Source organism: Brucella grignonensis (genome assembly GCF_002252505.1).
Classification (GTDB): Bacteria; Pseudomonadota; Alphaproteobacteria; order Rhizobiales; family Rhizobiaceae; genus Brucella; species Brucella grignonensis.
Genome location: NZ_NNRL01000159.1, coordinates 190950 through 215290, shown reverse-complemented (window position 1 = coordinate 215290; position 24341 = coordinate 190950). Strand labels below are relative to the sequence as shown.

Sequence of the window (24341 nt, the reverse complement as noted above, 5' to 3'; positions counted from 1 at the left end):
ATGGCTACTCTTCTACGTGATATCTTTGCCAAAAAAGTCGACCGTTCAATCGATGGGGTGATCAAGGCTGACGACAAGGCCAGCCTCCTGACCGAGCTCGATGAATATGTCATTACCAACGAGATCGGCGCCCGGCTGGAGCAGTTCCTCGACGCCTACAACAATTACGATACCGCGAACGGCGTCTGGATTTCGGGCTTCTTCGGGTCAGGTAAGTCTCACCTGCTGAAGATGCTCGCCCTTCTGCTGGAGAACGACGAGGTTGAGGGCCAGCGCGCCGTCGAAATCTTTGAGCGAAAGCTCGCGGACAACCCGATGCTGGCGGGGGCTTTGCGAAAGGCAGTGTCGATTCCATCCCGGTCGGTCTTGTTCAATATCGACCAGAAGGCGGATGTGATCTCGAAGACGGATGTTGATGCGCTTCTGGCCGTCTTCCAAAAGGTCTTTGACGAGATGTGCGGCTATTACGGCAAGCTCCCGCATATCGCGCAGTTCGAGCGTGATCTGGATAGCCGTGGCAAACTTGATGCCTTCAAGGCGGCGTTTGCGCAGTCTTCCGGTAAGCCCTGGGAGCGCGGGCGCGAACAGGCTCTGATGGAAGGCAGGCATATTGCGGCCGCCTTTGCGGAGGTCACGGGCGATGAGGTCAAGGATATTCTTGGCCAGTATCGCAAGGACACGAAGGTCTCGATCGAAGATTTCGCCAATATGGTGAAGTCGTGGATCGATGCGCAGGGGCCGAAGTTCCGGCTGAATTTCTTCGTCGATGAGGTGGGGCAGTATATCGCCGACAACGTCAAACTGATGACGAACCTGCAGACCATTGCCGAAAGCCTGAACACGAAATGCAAGGGGCAGGCCTGGATTGTTGTCACCGCCCAGCAGGACATGGGTTCGGTCATCGGGGATCTGACGGCGCAGCAGGAGAATGACTTCTCGAAAATCCAGGCACGCTTCGCCAACCGGATGCCTCTGAATTCCCAGGATGTGGCCGAAGTCATCCAGCGCCGCCTTCTGGCTAAGACCGAGGCCGGTCATATCACCCTTGGCAATCTTTACGATGCTGAGGAGAACAACCTGCGCACCCTGTTCGATTTCGGCGATAATTCCTTCAAGTTCAGGAACTTCTCCGGAAAAGACCAGTTCGTCGCGAGCTACCCGTTCCCGAACTACCAGTATGACCTGTTCCAGCGCGCGATCATGGGCCTCTCGCAACATAACGCGTTTGAGGGCAAGCACAGCTCGGTCGGCGAACGCTCTATGCTGGGGGTGTTTCAGGAGGTGGCCAAAAAGCTGGCCGACACGCCGGTTGGGGGGCTGGCGACCTTTGACCTGATGTTTGAGGGGATCCGTACCGCCCTGAAATCCTCGGTTCAGCAGTCAATTCAACTGGCTGAAAAGAACCTTGGCGATGATTTTGCCGTGCGGGTGCTGAAGGTGTTGTTCCTTGTCAAATACGTCAAGGAATTCAAACCGACTGCCCGCAACATATCGATCCTCCTGTTGTCCCGGTTCGAGGCGGACCAGACCGAGCAGCGGCGCAATATCGAGGAGGCTCTGTCGCTTCTGGAGCGTCAGACGCTGATCCAGCGCAACGGCGAGGTCTATGAATTCCTCACCAATGAAGAAAAGGACGTCGAGGCAGAGATCAAGGCGATTGCCGTCGATCCCGCCGAGATAGAACGGCAGCTCGATGAACTGGCGTTTGGAGCGATCCTCCGTCACAGCAAGATCAAGCATGCTGGCACGGGTGTGGACTATGCTTTTACCCGCAAGCTCGACGGGCACAGCCTGAACCGGGAGCATGAGCTGTCGGTGAACATCATCTCACCCTTCAGCGACGATTCCGACGCGCCGGATGTGGTTCGCTCGAACAGCATGGCAAGCGATGAGATGGTTGTCCTGCTGGGACGTGATGTGCGCTTCACGCGCGATCTCGTCCTCTGGCTCCAGACCGTGAAATTTGCGCGTCAGGTCACCAGCGGGGATGCCCAACCCGGTCGTGATCGTATCATTGCGGAAAAGCGTGACCAGAATACACGGCGTGAAAAGGAACTGGTGCAGCGGCTGCGCGGCCTGATCGCGGATGCTCGCCTTTTCGTGCGCGGTGCCGAGCTGGAGATCGGCGGCGAAGATCCGCAGGATCGGCTGGTCAAAGGTTTCCAGGTCCTGGTCGACAAGGTCTATACCAGCCTGCCTGTCCTGCGCGGTGCCACTTACACCGAAGCAGATCTTGGGCGAGCCGGACGCGTCGATGGCGGGCTTTTCGGAGGCGAAGGCAGCGGTCTGACTGAAGCCGAGCAGGACGTGCTGAATCATGCTCAGGCTCAGATGCGCCTTGGGACGCGGGTCTCGGTCAAGGCTTTGGTCGAGAAGTTCGGAGCAAAACCTTATGGCTGGCCCGCCATCGCGGTTCTCTGCCTGACCGCGAGCCTTGTTGCGCGCGGCAAGCTCGAAGCGCGGGCCGACAGCGCTCTCCTGGAGGGCGATGCGCTGATACAGGGGCTGCGCAACAGCCATGCCCTTGGCAACATTCTGCTTTCCCCGCAAATCGAGTTCACTGCCGCCCAGATCCGCAAATCGCGCGAACTGTTTCAGGAGCTGTTCGATCTTCCCGCCTCGGGGAATGACGCGCGCAGTCTGGGTGCGGAGTGGCAGACGCAACTGCGCAAGCTGCTTGGTGATGTCGAGCACGAGAGCCGTGCCATTGCAGCCTATCCCTTTGCCATGGCCCTCGATCCCTTGCGCAGCATGCTGGATGGGATGCGCGATCAATCTGCCACCTGGTTCATCACCGGCCCTACCGGGCAGGAGGAGCAACTGCTTGATGCAAAAGAGGATGTCTTCGACAAGGTCCGCAGCTTCATGCGTGGGGCGCAAAAAGGCATCTATGATGAAGTGCGCTCTTTCCTGGCCATGCAGGATCAGAATCTCAGCTATGCCGCAGATACCGCAGCCGACAAGCTGCGTCACGTTCTGGACGATCCGCGGTGCTACAAGGGCGCCGCAATTCAGGAACTGAAGGCGGATTTTTACGCCCTGAAAGAGCGTATCGAGCAAACCGTTCTGGCTGAGCGCAACGCTGTCATCACGGCGATTGACGAGGTGACCGAAAAAGTCGCCCAGACTTCGGAATTTGGCGCACTGCCGCCCGAACAGCAGGCGCGCATCCGCAAAGAGCTTGCAGATCGGAAAACAGGCCTTGCCGCACAGAGCCTGATCCCGGCCTTGCGCAACCTGGCGACGGAGGTGCGTTCCAACCTTCTGGCAGACACGCTGACGCGCATTGGGGAACTCACGCCAGCACCAGCGCAAACACCCGCACCGCAGCCCCAGCCTGCTGGCGGCGTGGCCGAAGCTCAGCCAGCGCCGTACGTACCGCCGACACCGGCAAAGCCGCAATATATCAAGGCGCAGTCGATCACCGTCCCCTTCGCGAAAACCTATCTCGAAGATGAGGACGATGTGACCCGCTACCTCGATGAGATGAAAAAGACCCTGCTGGCCGAGATCGGCGCGGGCAAGAAAGTGATTGTCTGATGGATACCAACGCCCTGAAGAAATTTGCGCAAAGTGCGCGCAACCTGCTGATCGATCAGGTCACTGCCCGGCTGGACATGGTGCTGGCCGAGGGCGCGGCAGCTCGCCGCGAACATCCCAAGGCGATTGCCAGGCTGGAAGCGGCCGCCAACAGCAACCGCGCCCAAGTGATCGAACAGGCCGCCTATACATGGTTCAACCGCTTCATCGCGCTGCGCTTCATGGATGTGACGGGCCTGACCAACCCGCGCGTCGTATCGCCTGCCGATGGTGCTACCCGGCCCGAGATTCTGGCCGAGGCGATGGCAGGCAACCTGCCGGATCGCGCCCGGCCTGAGATTGCCGAATATCTGAACGGTACACGCCCCGCCCATGATGGGCAGGCCGAGGCCTATCGGCTGCTGCTGATCCATGCCTGCAACGAATGGCATGGCGCCATGCCCTATATGTTCGAGCGTGCCGACATGCTCGACCGGGCCGAGGATTATACCGAACTGCTGATGCCCGACGATCTTCTGTCGCCGGACAGCATCCTTGCCCGCCTGCGGGAGGTGATGACCGAAGATGCCTGCCAGGATGTCGAGATCATCGGCTGGCTTTACCAGTTCTACATCAGCGAAAAGAAGGATCAGGTCTTTGCTGGCCTGAAGAAGAACCAGAAGATCACTGCGGAGAATATCCCCGCCGCAACACAGCTGTTCACCCCGCACTGGATTGTCCGCTACCTGGTGGAAAACTCGCTGGGGCGGCTGTGGCTGCTGAACCGCCCGCAATCGAAGCTGGCGGCGAAGATGGATTATTACATCGCGCCGGAAGAGCCGGAGACGGATTTCCTGCGCATCACCCGGCCCGAGGATATCCGCATCTGCGATCCGGCCTGTGGCTCGGGCCATATGCTGACCTATGCCTTCGACCTGCTCTATGAAATCTATGCCGAGGAAGGCCATGACGCGGCCGAGATTCCCGGCCTGATCCTGAAGCATAACCTGACCGGAATCGAGATTGACGACCGCGCCGGCGCGCTGGCAGCCTTTGCCATGTCGATGAAGGCGGCGGCAAGGCTGGGGCGGCGGCGATTCCTGCGGATGGAGGAAAAGCCCGACATCGTCGTGTTGCAGGATGTGCGCTTCACGCCTGCCGAGATGCAAGACGTGGCCGCCGTGGTGGGCAAGGATCTGTTCACCGATGAATTGCGCGAGACGCTGGGGCAGTTCGAGCGGGCCAAGAACTTTGGCTCTCTGATCGTGCCTAAGCTGCGCGATCCGGCCGAGGCGCTGCGCGTGGTGGAGGCGCGTGATTTCGGGGCCGATTTGCTGCTGAAGGAGGTGCAGAAACGCGTTGTGGCCGTGCTGCGCATGGCCGAGGCGCTGGGGCCGAAGTATCACGTCGCCGTCGCCAACCCACCCTATATGGGCGGCAAAGGTATGAACGGAAAACTGGGCGATTTCGTTAAGGCCAGCTATCCAGAAAGCAAGTCCGATCTTTTCGCTGTGTTCATGGAGCGAGCGCTTGGGCTTTGCGCTAAGCGCGGCCTGATGGCGATGATAAACATGCAGTCTTGGATGTTCCTGTCGTCCTATGAAAAACTACGCGTGAAGTTGCTGTCGGATGCCATGATCTTGTCCATGGCACATTTGGGAGAGCGGGCTTTTGACAGCATCGGTGGAGCGGTGGTTTCCACCACTGCATTCGTGATCGAGAATGCTCATAGCTTGGATCACGAAGGCACATTCATCCGCCTTGTAGATGGAAGTTCCGAGGCTGAAAAAGAAGCGCAGCTTAAAGAAGCAATTCAAAATCCGAACTGCGGCTGGTTTCACCGCGCCTCGGCGGAAGATTTCGAGAAAATACCGGGTAGCCCAATCGCATATTGGCTAAGCGAAAGATATTTTAAGATCTTCGAAGAGGCGGAAACCCTTAAGGAGAGCGCTGAGGTCAAACACGGCCTGTCAACTGGAAAGAATGAAGAAGTTGTGCGTCTTTGGTCGGAAGTCAACGCTCAAGAATTTGGGCCGCGTCACCAGTCCAGAGACGCCGCACTTGCGAGCGGAGATAAATGGTTTCCGTATAACAAAGGTGGAGAATTTCGAAAGTGGTTCGGCAATTGTGAGTATGTCCTGAGATATGACGAATTCGGCAACAGTCTGATGGCCACTTTCTCGGGCCATCGCCATGACGGGAAAAGTCATTATTTTCTTGAAGGCGTTACTTGGACCTTCATTTCGAGTTCGAGCTTTGCAGCGCGTTACACGTATCCCGGATTTGTTTTTGATGTAAGCGGCTCTTCACTGTTTGTAGATACGCCCAAATTGGTTACCGGATTTCTTTGTAGCAATCTCTGCTACAATATTTTGCGAGCACTCAATCCGACCCTCAACTTTCAAGTCGGGAACCTTAAGTCGCTCCCGATATTGCCAGCCAAGATAAAGGCTAACGGTGATGCGCTTAAGAGTGTCACCGAAGCCTGCATCGATCTTAGTAAATCCGACTGGGATGCCTACGACACCTCTTGGGATTTCACCACTCTGCCGCTCCTCTCGCCCGAGCATCGGGATCAGACGCTGGCCGGCTCTTTCGCCCGGCTTCGCGCCCATTGGCAAGGCATGACCGATGAGATGCAGCGGCTGGAGGAGGAGAACAACCGCATCTTCATCGACGCCTATGGTCTGCAGGACGAGCTGACCCCCGAGGTGCCGATTGAGGAAATCACCCTCACGTGCAACCCGGCCTATCGCTATGGCGTGAAGGGTTCGGAAGAGGATCGCGAGGCGCGGCTGCGTGAGGATACGATGGCCGAATTCCTCCACTATGCCGTCGGCTGCATGTTCGGCCGCTACAGCCTTGATGCGCCGGGCCTGATCCTCGCCAATCAGGGCGAAGGGATTGAGGAATATCTGGCGCGCGTGCCGGATCCGACGTTTGCCCCCGACCGTGATAACGTCATCCCGGTGCTGGATGCCGATTGGTTCGCCGATGACATCGTCGCCCGCGCCCGCGATTTCCTGCGCGTGACCTTCGGCGAGACGCGGTTCCGCGAAAACCTCGCCTTCGTGGAAACCGCGCTGGGCAAGGATCTGCGCCGCTGGTTCACCAAGGATTTCTTTGACTACCACGTGCGCCGCTATAAGAAGCGCCCGATCTACTGGATGTTCTCCAGCCCCAAGGGCAGCTTCAACGCGCTGATCTATATGCACCGCTACCGGCCCGACACCGTCTCGGTGGTGCTGAACCAATATGTGCGCGAATTCATCCATAAGCTGGAGGTGGAGCGCACCCGGCTGGAAAAGCTGGCCGTCGATCCTGCCGCCACGCCCGCCCAGCAAACAAAGGCGCAGAAGGAAACAGCCACGGTCATCAAGCAGATCGCCGAACTGACCGAATGGGAGCGCGAAGTCGTCTATCCTATGGCGCAGCAGAAGATCGCCATCGATCTCGATGACGGGGTGAAGCGCAACTATCCGCTGTTCGCCGGTGCTCTGAAGCCGATCAAGGGGCTGGAGGCTGCGGATGACTGACCGCATCACCGCCGGCCTGATGCGCCTTTATGAGGATCAGGGGCACCGCATCGTCTTCTGGTATGACGCCGCCCGTGATCTCCGCGGGGCGTTCGATGCGGTGGACTTGCCCGGCGTCACCAAACTGGAGATCGCCAACAACGAATTCGGCCTGAAATACCGCATGCTGAGGCAGGAGCCGAAGGCGCGGTTCCTGCTCTATAAGGACGGCGCTGAGCCGCCAATGCCTGAGAACTGGCTGCTGGATGTGCAACTGGCCAGCGCTGTGTTCCGCGCCGATCAAGCGGCGATCTGGGTGGCTGATCTCGGCATTCCGGCGAAGTATGAAGCCGCCGTCCGTGATCACGCCGAATTTTATCGTTCAGTCAAAAGGCTGGAAGCGCTGCGCGCCATCGAGCGCGAGCGGCCCTCGCAAAGCGCCAACGATGTCCGCCGCAAGATGCTGGCGGTCTGCGCTGGTGCGGATGGCGATCTCGATACGGTGATCGAGGCGTTGCTGGCCGAGCTGGCTGATGGACAGGATGATGCACTGAAGCTCATCGATAGGGTCGGACTGGCGGAGTTCTTCTGGAAAGAAGTTTCGGCGCGCTACGGCTATGCGCCGGATACCCCGGATTTTCAGGATTTCGCCATCACACTGTTTTCCAGCGCCTGGGCGCGGGCCATGGGGGAGACTGCGCCCCTGAATACCGATGCCGCGCTGATGTTCCGCCGCTGGAGTGCTTCGCGCCGGTGGGGTGAGGCGTTCGAGAAGCTGTCGGGCGACTATCAGGATGTGCTGAAGATCAGGGATGATCTGGCCTCCCGCGATTTTCGCACCCTCATGCCGCATGATCACTTCGAGGAAGTGGACCGGAGGATCGTTGTCGCCATCGTTGAGGGGCTTGCCCGGCAGAGCCTGTCGGCGACAGATGTGCTGAAATGGGTACGCGATCGCCGCCAGAGCCATTGGTATAGCCGTTACGCGGATGTCTATCAGGCCATTGGCTATGCGACCGAGTTTCAGCAGGCGCTAGCCGAGGCTGATCTGACGATGAACAGCCTGTCCGATGGTGTGAAGCGCTATTCCGCAAGCTGGTTTCGACTGGACCAGCTCTATCGCAAGTTCATCTATCACATGCAGAAAAGCGGTCAGTCGGGGCTGCTGTCCGCGCTCTATGAGGCGGTTGAGAACCGCTACACCACGAATTTCGTGCTCAAGTTGAACGATGCCTGGCAGGATCAGGTGGCTCGCCTCACGGACTGGGCGGTCCCGGGCTTTCCACGTCAGGTGGATTTCTACCGGGGGCAGGCTGCTGAATACCGGCGCAAGGATCAAAAGGTCGTTGTCATCATCTCGGATGCGCTGCGCTATGAGGTGGCCGAAGAGGCGCTGCGCGAGATCCGCAAGCTCAATCGGTTCGATGCTGAACTGAAGCCGATGATCGGGGTTTTGCCGAGCTACACCCAGCTCGGCATGGCGGCACTCTTACCGCACCGACAACTGGGGATTCGCGATGACAATGATCTGGTGCTGCTGGATGGTGAAAGCACCATGGGGGCCGCCGCTCGTGAAAAGGCGCTGGCTGCGGGCCGGGCTGGAGACCGGGTAAAGGTTCTCGCGGCGAAGGATTTCATGAATCTGGGATCATCGGAGGGTAAAGACCTCTTCCGGGATCATGATGTCCTCTATCTGTATCACAACCAGATCGACGCAATTGGCGACAAGCTCGCCACGGAGGAAAATGTCCCCGCCGCGGCAGAGACTACCATCGAGGATCTGGTGAAGCTGGTGCGGAAGCTGACCTCGGCCAATTTCTCGAACATCTTGATCACCGCCGATCACGGATTCCTGTGGCAGCACAAGGCTCTGGAAGAGAGCGGCTTCGCGCTGAGCGAGCCGGAAGGCGAGATTGTTACACGAAACCGGCGCTTCGTGATCGGCCGGGGCCTTAACAGCAGTGGCGGCATGAAGAAGTTCTCTGCCGCACAGCTTGGGCTGGAAGGTGAGCAGGACATTCTGATCCCGAACTCGATCAACCGCCTGCGGGTTAAAGGATCAGGCAGCCGCTTTGTCCATGGCGGGGCGAGCCTGCAGGAGATTGTCCTGCCGGTTCTGCGTGTCGGCAAGCAGCGCAAGGAGGATGTCGGGCAGGTGTCGGTGCAGATCATTCCGCCACCCCGCGCTCAGATCACCACGGGCCAGATCCAGGTCACCTTCTATCAGGCGGAGCCAGTGACCGACAAGCAACAGCCCCGGCAGGTGCATACAGCCATCTTTGCTGACGATGGAACACTCATCTCTGACGAAGCCGAGTTGGAATTCGATTTCGCGTCCGAGAACCCGCGCGAGCGTGAGCTGTCGCGGAGCTTCCTGCTGTCCAAGGCGGCAGACGCCTATAACAATCAGACAGTCTTCCTGAAGCTGCGAACGCGCATCGGCAAGACCAGCCATTTCGAAGATCACGCTTCGCAGCCGCTGCTGCTGAAACGCGGGATCAGTACAGATTTCGATTTCTGAGGTGCCGATGTCGACCCTTGATGACAAGATCAATGAGCATTTTGCCGGTTTCGTGGTCCGTAAGGACCTGGTGAAGGCCGTGAAGGGGAACGCCATTGTCCCCACTTATGTGCTCGAATACCTTCTCGGCCAGTATTGCGCGACCGATGACGAAGCCTCGATTGCGACAGGCATTGAAACGGTCAAGGACATCCTGCGCAAGCACTACGTCCATCGTTCCGAAGCGGGGTTGGTACAATCAACGATCAAGGAGCGTGGCCGCTACAAGGTCATCGATCAGGTTAGCGTGGCGCTGAATGAAAAGACCGATGCCTATGAGGCGGTCTTTGAAAACCTCGGTATCAAGCGGGTTGCCATCGACAGCGCCACGGTAAAGGCGCACCCGAAACTGCTGGTTACGGGTATTTGGTGCATCGCCGATGTGCAGTACGAATTTTCGGAAGACAGCCGGATCTCCCCCTGGATCATCGACACGTTGAAGCCGATCCAGATCGCCCGTGTGGACTATGACGGCTATCGCGAGACGCGGGACAAGTTCACCACCGAGGAATGGATCGATCTGCTGATGCAGAGCATCGGCTTTGATCCGTCACTGTTCGGACGCAGGTCAAAGCTTTTGCAACTGTTGCGCCTGGTGCCATTTGTTGAGCGTAACTACAACCTCATCGAGCTTGGTCCCAAGGGGACGGGAAAATCTCATATCTATTCCGAGTTTTCACCACATGGTCAGCTGATCTCGGGCGGTGAAATCACGGTTCCCAAGCTTTTCGTGAACAATTCCAATGGCCGGATCGGATTGGTCGGCTTTTGGGATGTCGTGGCCTTTGACGAATTTGCCGGCCGCGAGAAGACGGCCAACAAGGCGCTTGTCGATATCATGAAGAACTACATGGCGAACAAGCAGTTTTCTCGTGGTGTAAATCCGATGGGCGCCGAGGCCAGCTTCGCCTTTGTCGGCAACACGGACCATAACGTGCCTTGGATGCTGAAAAATACCGACCTCTTCGAAGCTTTGCCGCCGCAGTTCCACGACAGCGCCTTTATCGATCGATTGCACGCCTATCTGCCTGGATGGGAGGTCGACATCATCCGGGGTGAGATGTTCACATCTGGCTATGGGTTCATTGTCGACTATCTCGCCGAAATCCTGCGCCATCTGCGTGCTGAGGATTTCTCACACCGGCCAGATCGCTATTTCACTATTCCGGTTCAGACCCATATCCGGGACCGTGCGGCGATCAACAAGACCATGTCAGGTCTGCTGAAGCTGATCTTCCCGAATGGAGGCGAGACAGAAGCCGAAGTTGAAGAACTGCTGCGCTTTGCGATTGAATGCCGAAAGCGGGTGAAGGATCAGCTCCTGCGGATCGACAGCACCTTTGAGGCAGCAGATTTCCATTACATCGCATCGGATGGCGCAAAGCGCGCCGTCGCCACGCTGGAGGAAGAGGAGTTCCCCCAGTACTACCACCGTCGATCAACCGACGATGGAAGTGAAGGTATGAATCAACAAGAGATTGGGTTGGTACCGGCAGAGCCGGTCTCAACGGTGGCTGCTTCCGCAGCACCTGCCGTTGCCGCTGCCCCGCACTCACCCCCAACTCCCGGACATGTCGTTTTCACAGAAAACCGCAAGGGCATCAGTTTCGACAAGATCTTTGGTCCTTGGACGGATGGTGCGACGCGGATTATCATCACAGACCCCTATATCCGGAAGTTCCATCAGGCGCGCAACGTGATGGAACTGATCGAGATGCTAATCCGGCGCAAACAGCCTGAAGATCAGATCGCTGTGCATCTTGTCACGGCTCCGGACGATGGGAACATCCAGGAGCAGCGAGAGTGCCTGGATGGGATTGCTGAAGCCTGCACAGGCACGGGTGTCGATTTCACATGGGCCTTTGATGGGAGCGGCACTCTCCATGCACGCGACATCACGACGGATACCGGCTGGAAGATGGTTCTGGATCGCGGATTGGATATTTTCCAGCCAACGCCTCGCAAGATGAACGGTTTCTCGCTGGGAGAACGGATGCAGGAGCACCGGATGGTCCGTGGTTTCTACGTGACTTATGTCGAGAACCTTTAGCTTCGTCGACCGTGTTGGCGGTGCAGGTCCGGCTGCGCGCTCGGCGGGAAGCAAGAAGTCGGCCTCGATGCCCAAGCCCTCATCCTCGTTACAGTTTTCCTGATCCGCAGATTGCAGGCCATTCATGCACTACCCCTTCCTCGTCACTGATCCGCGCTCCGGCCTGCAATACCGCCTGACCGATACCGGTCTTGCCGAATTGTCCCTTGCCCCCATTTCTGCCGAATGTGCGCCGGGGCGTGCCATTGCCGAGGCGCCTGACCCGGTCTGGGCCGAAAGTCTTGCCAATGCGCCTGTCGAGACGATCTCGGCGGTGACCGCCGCGCTGACGGATCTTGTGCTGGCCACGCCGGATCTGAAGGTGCCGAACGTCGATCACCTGCCAGACAGCCGCGCCAAGCGGCATCTCTTGGCGCTGGTCGCGTTGTGGCAAAGGTTGGGGGATGCGCTGCCAGAGGGGCTGGCACCGATTTCCCATGTGCTGGCCCTGCCGCATGGGTCGTTCCTGGGCTCGTTGCCGGTGGTTGAAGGTTCGCTAGATCCTCTAGCTCCTGCGGCGCTGCAGGCGCTTTTTGCCCGGTTGCGGGACGAGTTCGGCACTGTTCCCGCAAGCGCCTATACGCCCCGGGCCGCAATCGGCAGCCGCCTGCACGCGCTGCAGGGCGGTGTTTCAGCGCAGGATATCGAGGCCGGGGTTCTGGATGACAGCCTCGCGTTCTATGGTCTGCGCGATCCCGCCGCCTGCGCCGATTTCGCCGCCGCCGAAGCCCGGGCGCTGATTGAGTCCGGCGTTTCGGCCCGTGAAATCGCCGTGCTGTCGGGCGATGATCTGCGCCAGATCGCGCGCGCTTTCTCAGCCCAGGGAGTGCCGCTCTCGGGCCTTCCGGGCCAATTACCCGAGCGAGATGTCATTGGCGAGACCGCGCTACATCTGGCGCTGGCCAAGCGACCGCCAACTCCGGCTATGGTCTTGGCGAGCCTCGCGCTTTCTCCCTTGATGCCCTGGGCGGCACAGACCGGGCGCGATCTTGCCGAAAGCCTCATGGGTGGCGATTTCCGAGGCGCCATCCTCACGGACACGCCCGCACATAAGGAACTGTGGGACGATATCCGCGCCTCGGCCGGCAGCTTGCCGCAGCTGCGATTCCTGCTGGACCGGATCTGCGAGCGGATCGGAAAAGGCGATCAGGTCCGCGCGCGGCTGACTGTCCCCCCCGGCGAAGGCACGCCGGATTGGGAGATAATCCTGCGTGGCATTCAGGTCGCGCCGCCCATGGTTGCGGACCCCGACCGCAATCTTGAAGGCGTCAGTCTCTGGTCCGCGCATGAAAGCCCGTGGCGCCCATGCCGCCATCTGATCGTCAGCGATTTCACCGACGGGCTTTACCCGACTCGCCCGCGTGCCAATCCGCTGTTTCTTGACAGCGAGATCGCTGCGATACACGCGGGAACCGGCGTTCACCTTCGCGGTCGGGCCGAGGGGCTGGCGCAAAGCCTCGCGTTACTTGATCAACAGCTTCAGGCGGTTTCCGGCAGCGTCACCTTCCTCATCCCATGGCGCGATCTGGCGGGCGGGCGCTTGCAACCTTCGGCCGGGTTGTCGCTGGTGGCACGGGCGGTGGCGGGCGTTGAGGATGCCAGCGATCTGATCACCGATCTGTCGCGTCAGAGTCCTGCGGAATGGCCGATTGCGTATCACCATCTGAGGCCGGTGCCGGAACCCGCGGAATTGCCTGAGGAGCTTACTTTCCCGGGGCATGACCTTCTGTCCCTTCGTCGGCGCGATGACGGCACCGCCAAACCGCAATCGCCCTCACGGCTCGAGACGCTGCTTGTCAGCCCGCTCGCCTGGCTTCTGGCCGAGGTTGGGGCCGAGGATATGTCTTGGTCGACCGAAGAACTCGACGTGATGGCAAGGGGCAATATCGCCCATGATGTCTTTGAGCATGTCTTCCTGAAGGATCAGCCGTTCCCGGAAACCGAGGCGCTGGCAGAACTGATCGCCGAGGCCTATGACCGCGCGCTCACCCGTCACGCGGGCTATCTGCGCAGCCCGTCATGGGAGATGGAGCGCCACGGTTTGGAGCGTGAGATCATGGCGGCGGCCCTGCGCTGGCGCGACCATTTGCTGGCGCTCAATGCCAAGATCATCGGCAATGAAATCTGGCTGGCCGGTGAGGCGCATGGCATCAATCTGCATGGCAAGGCCGACGCGATCCTTGAACTGCCTGATGGTGCGCTCTTGATCATCGATCACAAGAAAAGCGGCACCAAGGGCCGACGGCAGCGGATGGAGGCGGGCTGGGATCTGCAGGCAGGGCTTTACGCCGATATGATAGCGCGGCCCATGCGGCGCGAGGGTGACGGCATGGACCCGCTGATCGGCCGCAAGGTGGCGGTCGCCTATCACCTGATGAATGATGGCGGGCTGCTGACTTCGGGTTTGGTCTTGCCCGAGGGCTCGCCCGCCCGCGACATGGGCGATGCGGTGAATGCCGGGGCGGTAGCCAAGCTGGCGGAGCGCTTGGCCGAACTTGGTGCAGGACGGGTCGTGCTGAACACCTCTGAGGATGCGGCCTTCTTCAAGAAAGAAGCCGGCTTCACCCCATATGCGCTGACCGATGGCTCGGCCCTGGTCACCGCCTTCATCCGCACGCTCGAGGAGGAATGACCATGGCCCCCGTCAATGCAGATCAAGGTCTGGTCATCGTTCCCGCGGGTGCCGGCGCGGGCAAGACCCACCGCATCAAGACCCAGCTGTCCGATTGGGTGAAACGCGGCATTGTCCGGCCCGAACGTATCCTTGCCGTCACCTTTACCGAGGCCGCGGCTGGCGAGTTGCGCGAAAGGATCCGTGCCGGCCTTCTGGCCGATGGACTGGTCGCCGAGGCGATGGCGGTCGAGCGCGCCTATGTCTCGACCATACATGGACTGGGCCTGCGGCTTTTGACCGAACATGCTCTGGCGGCTGGCGCCTCGCCGCAGCCGCGCCATCTCGGCGATGCCGAGCGGGATCTACTGATCCGTCAGGCACTGGCACATGCCAAGGCGCTGGACCCGATCAAGGCCGCGCCCGAGCGGTTCGGTTACGCCCCGAACTTCGTGAAGGGCGAGACGGTCGAAGACAGTTTGCGCGCCCGGGTGCTATCGATGATCGACCTCTTGCGCGGCCTTGGGGACAAGGGGCGTGACGCTGGCCTGATCGCTCCGGCACTGACGCGGCTGGATGCGGTTTACGGGCCGGTTCTGGATGACCCTATCGCCGCGACTACCGCGTTGCAGACGGCCGTGCAGGTCATGATCGCAGCCTTTCCCGAGGGAGGCATGGCCGGGATCACCGCCAAAACCAATGTCGAGAAGCTGGAGAAAAACCTCGCGCTTTTCAAACGTGTTGATCGCGCGCCCGATCTTCTGGATCGGGATTGGCAGGTCTGGAACGATCTGCGCAGCCTGTTCATCTCTAACCGCTCCAGCAAGACGCCTGCGGGGTATGACGACCTTGCCACGGCGATCATGGCGGCGGCGGATGTGCTGCCCTGCCATCCCGGCCCGCTGGCCGATGCTAAGCTGCACCTGTCCTGCCTGATCGCCTGCGCGCAAGAGGTGATGGCGGCCTATGAGACCCGCAAGAAGGCGCTCGGCCTGATCGACTTTGCTGATATGATCACCGGGGCTGAGCACCTGCTCCGCACCGACCTCGCCGTGCGGTAAGCGGTGCTGGACGAGATCGACTGCGTCATCATCGACGAATTCCAGGATACCAACCCTGTGCAATTCGCGCTTTTGTGGCAGTTGGGCCAGCACGCGCCGCGTACACTGCTGGTGGGCGATGTCAAACAGTCGATCATGGGGTTTCAGGGCGCCGATCCGCGCCTATCCACAGCGCTGGCGGCGGCAAACCCCGATGCGACCCAGCCTTTGGACCGCAACTGGCGCTCGACCCCAGCCATCATGCAATTCGTCAATGCGATGGGGGCTGGCCTCTTTGGGCAGGGCTATAACCCGCTGGCGCCGACCCGCGATGCGGTCGCAGGTCCCGCGATCGAGGTTCTGAACGCTACGCAGGGACGGCGCTCACAAAAGTATTCGCAGCCCCCAGAACACATCGCCGAGCGCATCATCGCCCGTATCCTGACTGATACTGAGACCATCACCGACCGCCACACGAAGGCCGCCCGACCGGCGCGGCCTTCGGATATCGCGCTCTTGGTCTGCCGCCACACCACCGCCGCCCGCTATGCCGAGGAATTGCGCGCGCGCGGCGTTCCGGTGCGGATCGCCGAGGATGGCTGGGCGAAAAGCCCGGTGATTGTTGCCGCCCGCGCCGCGCTGGCCTTTGCCGCCAATCCGGCGGATATCCATGCCGGGCTGCTCTTGCGCACGCTTGGCCCGGACCCGCTGCCCTTGCAGGAGGCGCTATCCGCCCAAATGGAAGGGCGGTTGGTGGATGACCCGGTGCCGATGCGACTCGCCGCTCTGTCGAACCTTTTGGCCCGCCTGCCGGTGGGTGCGGCCCTTGATCTGGTGTTGGATGCCGCCGGCCTGCGCCTCTGGGCGGAACGTCAGCCTGACGCCGCCCAATCCCGTGCCGATCTTTTGCGGCTAGAGGCTGAGGCGGGTGAGTTCGAAGCCGCGCATCGCGATCTCAAATCCGCCTCGGGGTTCCACGGCGAGACTGCCAAGGTCTTTCTCGGCTGGCTCGACGCCCGTGGGAGCGAGCGCGATTTCGACCGTCATCCCGATCCTTCCGCCAACAGCGCCGAGGCGGTGGAGATCGTCACCTGGCACGCCTCCAAAGGGCGGGAATGGCCGATCACTGTCGTCGCCGAGTTCGACTATGGCATTGAGGAACGTGCGGGGGCCACTGCGACCCGTTTCGATGCCCTGGACCGCATCGACGATATGGCGGTGGGGCTGGGGGCCGCGAGCCTGATCCACACGCCCGGCTTTGCCGCGCCCGAGGCGACCCGCCGTTTCATCGAAGACCGCCGCGCCGATTTTGAAACCAATGCGAAAAACCTTCTCTATGTCGCCCTGACCCGTGCCCGTGACCGGATGGTGCTGGAATGGCCGGGTTTTCTGAAGGACCGCGAAGAAGACGCGCCCGAGGCTACGAACCTGTTTCATATCCTGTCCGATACTTGCGCGCCGCAGATCGGGGCGGGCAGCCTGCGCATCAATGGCGTGGATTGCCCGGCGCTGATCACGCAACTGCCTGAAGAGGCGGGATTTACCGAGTACGCAGGCGGTGCGGCAGCCTCAGCGCTGCGATTCGGTGCCGCTGCGCCGTTGCCCGTGACACCGCTGACGCCCTGGCGGCTGCAGCCCTCGCAAACCCGTAGTGCGGGGGGGCCGCCCGTGTCCCGCCGTATCAACATCGGAGCACCCTGGCCAAAGGCACTGAACGATGCCTACCGCGGCACAGCACTGCATCTGGCGCTGCGCACATACCTGACCCGGCCCGATCTGGCCCCGGCTTTGGCTCTCGCGACCGGGCTTGACGACGCCACTCTTGCGCTAGTGGCCGAGCGCGCCACGGCGCTTAAAGCCTGGCTTGCCGATCAGGGCTATACGGACCTGCGCGCCGAGATTCCGGTGCTTGGCCACACGCCTGAGGGTGCAGAGATCCCCGGTGCCCTCGACCTTCTCGCCATCGGCCCGGCAGGCGCGATGCTGATCGACCATAAATCCGGCGGCGGCGGTGACGGGTTTGGCCCCTATTGGCCACAGCTTTCCAGCTATGCCGGACTGTTGGCCGGACTATACCCGCAGCATCCGCTGCAGGGCGTGGCGGTGTTCTGGGTCGATCACGGTTGGCTGGAACTGGCAGATGAGGGCGCGTCAGCGGGAGCTTTCGCACAGGCCAGAGTTAACTGATGCCCTGGGGAATACTTGCGCCCGATACCGTGGTTTCGCAACGGCGCCAGCAGAACCTCGGGCTTGCGGCGGCGGTTCGTCATTTCAATGATCGGGCGGTCCCCGGAATCGGCGGCATGTGGTTTCCCATGCCCATCCTTTGGTCGGTTCTGGCGATCTCTATCGCCGAGGAACTTGGTGTGCCGGCACTGCCTGTCGGCAACGCGGTCGAAGCGCGCGTCATGCTTGAAGTCATCGCGGGCCCGCAGGATCGCCGTGTGCGAGGGGCGAGGAAGATGCAGGGCTTGAAGGATAGCAGTTTCCACAATCTCAGGCGTCGCGGAACTTATGTGGTTCAGCCGATCCGCATGGCGATGGTGCAGCCTCTGGTCGCACTCGGGTTCGTGCAGGGCAGCCGCTACGGCGCGTTCCGCATACATAGCGCTGGAAGAGAGCTGTTAGAGCTGAATGCGATGAAAGAACCGCGCCGTTTGCTTGGTGCCTGGGCGCATGGCAGGCAGCCACATGGCCTGAAGGAGGCCCTGACAGTGCTTTCCCCGGTTGGGGCTGTCCCGGAAGCGGTGCGTAAACTGATCCTTGCCCGATTGCTCGACGGAAATGATCCCGGCTCGACCCGGCGCCGGGCCCTGGCGCGCCTCGGCACTGGCCCCAGCTCCGCGCATTTGGACCAGGAAACCGCATTGGCGGGGCTGGCGCCGGATCATTGGTCGGATTTGCGCGCAGGAGCGGCTTTTATGGATCTGCGCGATGCTGCGTTGTCGGTGTTGGACCAGTTGGAACAGCACTTGCTGAAGCTTCGCGACGATAATCAGCCTGTGCGCCTGTCAGAAGCGGAGGCAGCCGAAGTCGCCGCCGAGCCGCTGAAACAATTGCGCGATCTGGCCTCGGCAAAAGGCGCGCTTGTCGATCAGGGCAATGAGGAGACTAGCCGCAGATTTATCGCGGAAATCCGAAATCTGTCCGATCAGCAGCTGATCCAGAGGCTGGCCGCGCGCGATTCTACCGTAATTTTTCAGTGCGAAGGCCACATTGTTCTCGGGCCGGCTGCGGGCGAGTTGCGGGGCAGCTCGGAGACCCAGGACGAGAATCGGCCCCCTCAGGACGAGGCCTTCGCGCCGCAGCTTTTCCGGCTGCACAATCTTCATTGTCTGGTGACGGAGCTGTCCGGAAAGGTGAACCCGGGCAGCCGTGACGTGGGATAGGAGGCCGTCTGATGCAGAACACGACGCTCTACTCCCTCTTCATGCCGCCCGAAGATTGTTATGGCGACTTTGGCCTTATGTGCGGCTTCACCGCGACGCGGCAGGTCCTGGGGCAGATCCGCCGAACATTCACAGGCGAGATGGCGCGCCCGGTGCTGGCCGCCTTCATCCATCCAACCGTGAATGCGATCTCGGACGTTCCGGGACTTGCCTGGATGTGGATGCGCCTCGAGGGACGCGGCTACAACCTTCTCCATGCCAAGGTGGCGCTTCTGGGTTTTCGCAAGCGCGGTGGAGATGGCTATGTCATTCGCCTCGCTGTCAGCACGGGGAACTGGACACAGGATCCGCTTACTCGCAGCATCGACCTGTTCTGGTCGATCGATCTGGACTCTGCTGTGCCTGACGCACAGGACATTGCCGATATCCGCGCCGCGCATGAGATGTTTGGCTGGCTGCGCGAGCGGGCAGATTGCGCCCTGATCGAACGCAGTTTTGACGGGCACCGGCCAGACGCCTTGCTGGAGGCCGCGATCACAGCCTTGCCCACGTCATCCGCGCGTCCCCGCTTCATCGACAGCCGCAATCAGGCGCTGTTTCCTCAGGTGGTCGAGCGCCTGGGTACCAAGAAGAAGGCCGACCGTCTCATCCTCGGGTCTGGCTATTTCGAGAGCGACGGCGATGGTGCTGCTGGCCTGCCAGAGCGACTGCGCCGCGCATTGGTGCAGGAGAAATCCCTGACGAAAACAGCGGCTCTCGACCTGTTTCTCAACCCGTCCTCCTGTCAGGGGCTTGCTGCCCGGGCCGGTGCCTTGATTGACGCAGGCTGGAATTTGCGCCCTCCGCGCTCTGTCTTGCATGGAACTGATGGGTGCCTGCATGCAAAATTTGTGGTGCTGGCGTCAGGCGAGACCGAGGCCTCGGGACGGGCTTATCTTGGATCCGGCAATCTGAGCATGAACGGGTTTGAGCGTGCCGCAAGCGCCGGGGGAAACCTTGAGGCAGGTGTGATCGTCGATCTGCCGGGAGGACTGAAATGGCCGCGACGCAGAGACACGCGGAACGGTATCGCCGCTGTTTTGCCGATCCAGTTCACTGATGTGGTGACGCCCGAGGCCCTGCAGCAAGGGGAAGGCTTTGTGCGCCCCGATGAGCCAGAAACCCAGCCGCCAGTTGCGTGGCTTATATGGCAAGACGGGGTGCTCTCGGCCCCCGAAGACAAATCGGTGATGGTGATTGGTGTCGATGCGGCTCAGGCCCAGACACCTTGTCCATGGCCTGCACCGGCTCCAGCGATTGTGACACTCGCGGAGGGCGGCTGGCGGCTGCCTGTCATTTCTTCCGAAGCACTTGTTGTCGCTCGCCCCTCCGATATGTCGGTCGAAGATATCCTTGCCAGCCTTGGCTCATTTCCCGAGCCAGGTGATGCTGACAGCGAAGATGAGGGTGAGGAAGGCGAAGAGCCGCTCACCGACGCATCAGATACCACCGAAGCTCCGCCAGCTGCCTATCCCATTCGCAGGATGATGGAACTTCTGGTGCGTCTTTGTGAGACACAGGCAAGGTTGGACCCGCGGGACTGGCAAAGGTGGTGTCGGGAGTTGCAACAGAACCTTTGCGCTATCGCGTCTCGCGAAAAAGCGATGCTCGAGTTCTTCCGGAACGCCAGGGCAAATCCTCTGCCTGCTCTGGCAGATCCGCGTATGCGCCCGGAAGGGGTTTCGCCAGACCTATTGAGAGATGCGCTTTTGGCAGTGTCCGTCGCGTGGGAGCTCAGCGCTTACCCATCGCTCTGGGAACGGGAGGCCGCGTGATGGTGGACTGGAACGAGGTCGCGAGCATTCTGGATCGTATCGCAGGGACGTCTGATGATGCCCTGCTAGATCATGGCCAGAAGGCGAGTGTCACAGAACTAGCGTGCCGTATCCGGGCGGGCCAACGCTCGGCCCTGCTGGCTGATGAGGTGGGTATGGGCAAGACCCGCATTGCGGCGGCGCTGATCGCAGCGGTGCGGGAGGCGGGCGGGCGCAGCGCCATTGTTCTGCCCGCGGGCCTTGGGACACAATGGCAACAGGAACTGAAACGGTTCAACGCCGACGACAAGACATTGCTGCCGCTGCGCAGCTATGATGGTTTCATCTCCGGTTTCTTGCACGATACCGATGCGGAGGGGAGCGCAAGACGGTTACACAGCCATAAGGAGTGGCTTTCGGATCGCCGCAAGCAGCGTGAGTTGCCGGAGAACGGCTGGGCCGCCGAAGAGATCATAATGATCTCTCATTCCTTCGCGAACATGCAGTTTCCCAATCGTGGAGAAGGCCCCGCTGGAGGCTGGCGCCGGGAACTCTTACCCAACGTCGCCCGCCTGATTGACGGCCGACGGCGCAACTTCATGCGCGAAAATTTCCATTCGGGTGAGGTGGGCTATGTATATGCCAGTCGCCGTGCGGCGCGGAACATTGCCCAAACGATTCTGGACCACGAACTGCCGCGCGATGCCATTAACGGCGATCAGAAATGGCTTTCGGCGGACGATTACAAGAACAGGATCCTGCCGCTGATCGGCTATGGCCTGGGTCAGTTTGATCTCATAGTCGTTGACGAAGCCCACAAGGCGCGCGGCGCAGATTCAAGCCTTTCGCGCATTCTCGGCCCGGTAAGCTGGAAAGCGGATGATCCTTTTCGTCTGGGCATGACCGCCACCCCGGTCGAGCTGGACTCCAGCCAGTGGATCGACACGCTGGAGCGGCTCAATGGTCGCGATGACGATCAGGATATTACTGCGCTCGCAGCGCTGACGGAATGGATCACCGGCTATGTGAATGTTGTTCGTCGGATTCAAACCGAAGAACTGGACGAGACGCTGACCGGGGAATTCGAGACCTCCGCCCGGCAGTTCTGCGCAGCATTGCGACCATACGTCCTGCGCCGGGACAAACGCAGTGACCCCGAATTCTGCGTCTTCAAAGACAGTCATGGTGATTATCGTGAGGTCACCGATATCCCGGTCTCACCTGAGGCAGAGGGTTTTACCCGTGACTGGTTGCGCCGCTTTTGTGCGGCTGAGGCGCTGTCGTTACTCCCTCAGGATGATCCGCGTGTGAAACGGGTCAGGCTCGCCGTTGCCCAGGGGTATGGGTTCGGCTTTGGAGAGGATGAGGAAGACAGCCCTTCTGGCATGACAGATGCAAACCTCGTTGGTCCGGCGGGGTTTTGGACGGAAGCTTTCACCGCTGAGAGCAACGACATCTATAGCCACCCTGCGATCCTGGCGGCTGTGAGACAAATCGAGGCCTATACACGGGCCGGCGAGAAAGTGCTCGTCTTCGGCAGGTTCCTGACGCCGATGAATGTGCTGACCAGACTGCTGGACGCGCGTGAGATGCTGCGTCGTTTGCGAGACGGACAGCGCTGGCCTGCCAGTGGGATCGGGGAAAGCAATATAGCAGCCGTCATTGCGGCGATGAGGGATCCTGAACTTGCGGTGGCGGGTGGGGTCGACGAAATCGATGTGATGTTGAAAACCCGCTATCAGGAGTGGGCGAGCGAGCGCCGGGCTGAACTCGCACGGCTTCATCGGGAGTTGGAAGACCTTGCGCTGGAGGGAGGAGCTGCTGCATTTCTGTCAGAGATTCTGCGCCATGAGTACGGCAAACAAGACCTTCAATTCGGGGCTTTGCTCGAGGCACTTGGTGGCAGGCGGGAAGTTGCGGGCGCTTCCTGGACGGGGCGGGAAATGCTCGGGCTGTTCGAAAAACTGCTCCTGGAGCTTGCCGGGGATGATGAAGCAGAGAACAACGATACGCAGAAAGTCCGGCTGGATGCCTGGCTGAACGATTATTCCGGGCGCGAAGGCAACTTCGCCAGGATGATGTCAGGCGCAACCGCACCGCAAACGCGGCGTATGCTGCAATCTGCATTCAACCGGTCGTCCAGTTGGCCGATGGTGCTCCTCGCGCAATCCCGCGTCGGGCGTGAGGGCCTGAATCTGCATGAGGCCTGTCGCACAGTGATTCTACTGCACGCGGAGTGGAATCCCGGCATTGTCGAGCAGCAGATTGGGCGTGTGGATCGCAAGAACAGTCTTTGGCTTCGCGAATGGCGGAAATGGAGGGATCATGGTGATGGTCTCCCGCCCCGCATTCGGGTTCACCCTATTGTCGTCAGTGGCACATACGACGATCACAACTGGCAGGTTCTCAAGGCGCGTTGGCTGGAACTGAGGGCGCAGTTGCATGGCGATGTCCTGCGTCCCGTTCCAGGTCGGTCAGAGGTGATAGATGACAAACGAACCTGCGCTGACCGCGTTCGGCGCGCAGTGCCGGATTTTTCGCCGGGAAAACGTGGCGGTTGAGTTGTAGTGTAACCGATACTCACGCTGCTGTTCGGAATAGGACGGAATGAAAGCTGCTATTTTTAGCAACCATTCTCCCCGCGTTGGATTTGGCGTTGATAGGAAAATGGCTGTTAGTAGGTCGCAAGTAATGGTGGTTGCAGCCTCCCGCAACCATCTTTACCGGCGTCGATTGCAAGTTGTGATCGATGCCGGTCCCCGCAACCATCTTTACTTGCTCGGGCAACAAGTGAAGATTAGATCCAGCCCCCGCAACCAAATATAACAAACCCGTCGCAACAGCGGCGGGTTTTTGCGTTTTAAAGAAAACAAGCCTCAACGGTAATCGCTGTTTCGGCCCCACGTTTTCCCGTGCTGTGTGATCTGCGAAGGGCTTTTCATGGATGGATGAAGGAGTTTCCCCATGGGGCTTACGGTGGAGTTGCTCACTCCTGAGAAGAGTATTAGCGGGGGAAGCAATAAAAAGATCTATCTGCCACATATCGCCGTTAGAGCGCCGTTCCCGGTTCTGCCGGTTTGTCTATTCCGCATAGGCTCGCATCGCTTCGGAAGCGGTTTCGGGGGCCATCATCCGATCCTTCAGGCCGACCAAAACTCTTCCTCAAGCTCTGCGCGCGGGATCGTCCGGCTGTTGGTGCAGGAACCGTTGCTGATATGGTTCGAGCAGGCGAAACGATCAGCGCCGCGAAGCGGGTAGGGGCCGCCGCAGCATCCGCAGAAGATCAGACCGGAAAGCAGTGACTTCGCTCTCCCGGTTGTGTTCAGCCGGTTCTTCTTGTGATGCTCGCGTATCGCTTCCGTTACATTGACGTACTTTTCTGCAATCTCGCCCTGTCTTGCGCGAACGGCCTGCCAGAGTTCGTCATCGACAATGCGCAGGTGCGGAACCTCGGTGACGATCCATTCGCTTTCCGGGTTCAGGCGCGACACGCGCTTGCCGGTCCCAGGGTTCTTGACGTAGCGAAGCCGGTTCCAGATCAGCTTGCCGATATAAAGCTCGTTGTTGAGGATGCCGGTTCCATGGCTGGCATGGCCGCGGATCGTGGTGTCATTCCACAGCTTGTTTTCCGGGCCGGGAATACCTTCTGCATTCAACGTTCTGGCAATTGGGCGAGAGCCGATCCCGGCGGTGAAGTCGCGAAGAATACGTCGGATGACTTCGGTCTATTGTTCGTCAATCTCCCGGTCGCTCCGGATCGCTTCTCCGTGCGTGTCCTGCAAGATCATCTGGATATCCGGCCGCAGGATCACGGTGGAACCGGAG

Annotated in this window: 9 protein-coding genes and 1 pseudogene; 9 read left to right on the top strand and 1 reads right to left on the bottom strand. The window is 60.2% G+C overall.

Annotation, left to right across the window (positions count from 1 at the left end; all coding sequences use genetic code 11):
* The 9 genes and pseudogenes from brxC to CEV33_RS11675 all read left to right on the top strand — a co-directional run bounded on the left by brxC (position 1) and on the right by CEV33_RS11675 (position 23077).
* Positions 1–3540, top strand: coding sequence for a BREX system P-loop protein BrxC (gene brxC, locus CEV33_RS11715; protein WP_094540671.1), 3540 nt, complete (start codon positions 1–3; stop codon positions 3538–3540).
* A complete protein-coding gene (gene pglX / locus CEV33_RS11710) occupies positions 3540–7055 on the top strand; it encodes a BREX-1 system adenine-specific DNA-methyltransferase PglX (RefSeq protein ID WP_094540670.1) in 3516 nt (1171 codons plus the stop codon). Before brxC ends, pglX begins: the two co-directional genes overlap by 1 nt.
* On the top strand, positions 7048–9555 hold the full coding sequence (pglZ, locus tag CEV33_RS11705) for a BREX-1 system phosphatase PglZ type A (protein WP_094540669.1): 2508 nt from the start codon (positions 7048–7050) through the stop codon (positions 9553–9555). Before pglX ends, pglZ begins: the two co-directional genes overlap by 8 nt.
* A 7-nt stretch (positions 9556–9562) precedes the next feature.
* Positions 9563–11644, top strand: a complete 2082-nt coding sequence (brxL, locus tag CEV33_RS11700) for a BREX system Lon protease-like protein BrxL (RefSeq protein ID WP_094540668.1) — start codon at positions 9563–9565, stop codon at positions 11642–11644.
* A 124-nt stretch (positions 11645–11768) separates the two neighbouring features.
* Complete coding sequence (locus CEV33_RS11695; RefSeq protein ID WP_094540667.1) at positions 11769–14315, top strand: PD-(D/E)XK nuclease family protein; 2547 nt, start codon at positions 11769–11771, stop codon at positions 14313–14315.
* Positions 14312–17521: pseudogene (locus tag CEV33_RS11690) on the top strand (UvrD-helicase domain-containing protein). The gene CEV33_RS11695 and the pseudogene CEV33_RS11690 overlap by 4 nt, the downstream one beginning before the upstream one ends.
* Entirely contained in the window at positions 17521–18723 is a 1203-nt protein-coding gene (locus CEV33_RS11685; RefSeq protein WP_094540666.1) for a hypothetical protein, read from the top strand. The pseudogene CEV33_RS11690 and the gene CEV33_RS11685 overlap by 1 nt, the downstream one beginning before the upstream one ends.
* 11 nt (positions 18724–18734) lie before the next feature.
* Complete coding sequence (locus CEV33_RS11680; protein ID WP_094540665.1) at positions 18735–20537, top strand: phospholipase D-like domain-containing protein; 1803 nt, start codon at positions 18735–18737, stop codon at positions 20535–20537.
* Positions 20537–23077, top strand: a complete 2541-nt coding sequence (locus CEV33_RS11675; protein WP_094540664.1) for a DEAD/DEAH box helicase family protein — start codon at positions 20537–20539, stop codon at positions 23075–23077. Before CEV33_RS11680 ends, CEV33_RS11675 begins: the two co-directional genes overlap by 1 nt.
* A 579-nt stretch (positions 23078–23656) precedes the next feature.
* On the opposite strand, the gene CEV33_RS24455 is transcribed toward CEV33_RS11675, so the two are convergent.
* Complete coding sequence (locus CEV33_RS24455; protein ID WP_235818415.1) at positions 23657–24184, bottom strand: recombinase family protein; 528 nt, start codon at positions 24182–24184, stop codon at positions 23657–23659.
* Positions 24185–24341 lie beyond the last annotated feature (157 nt).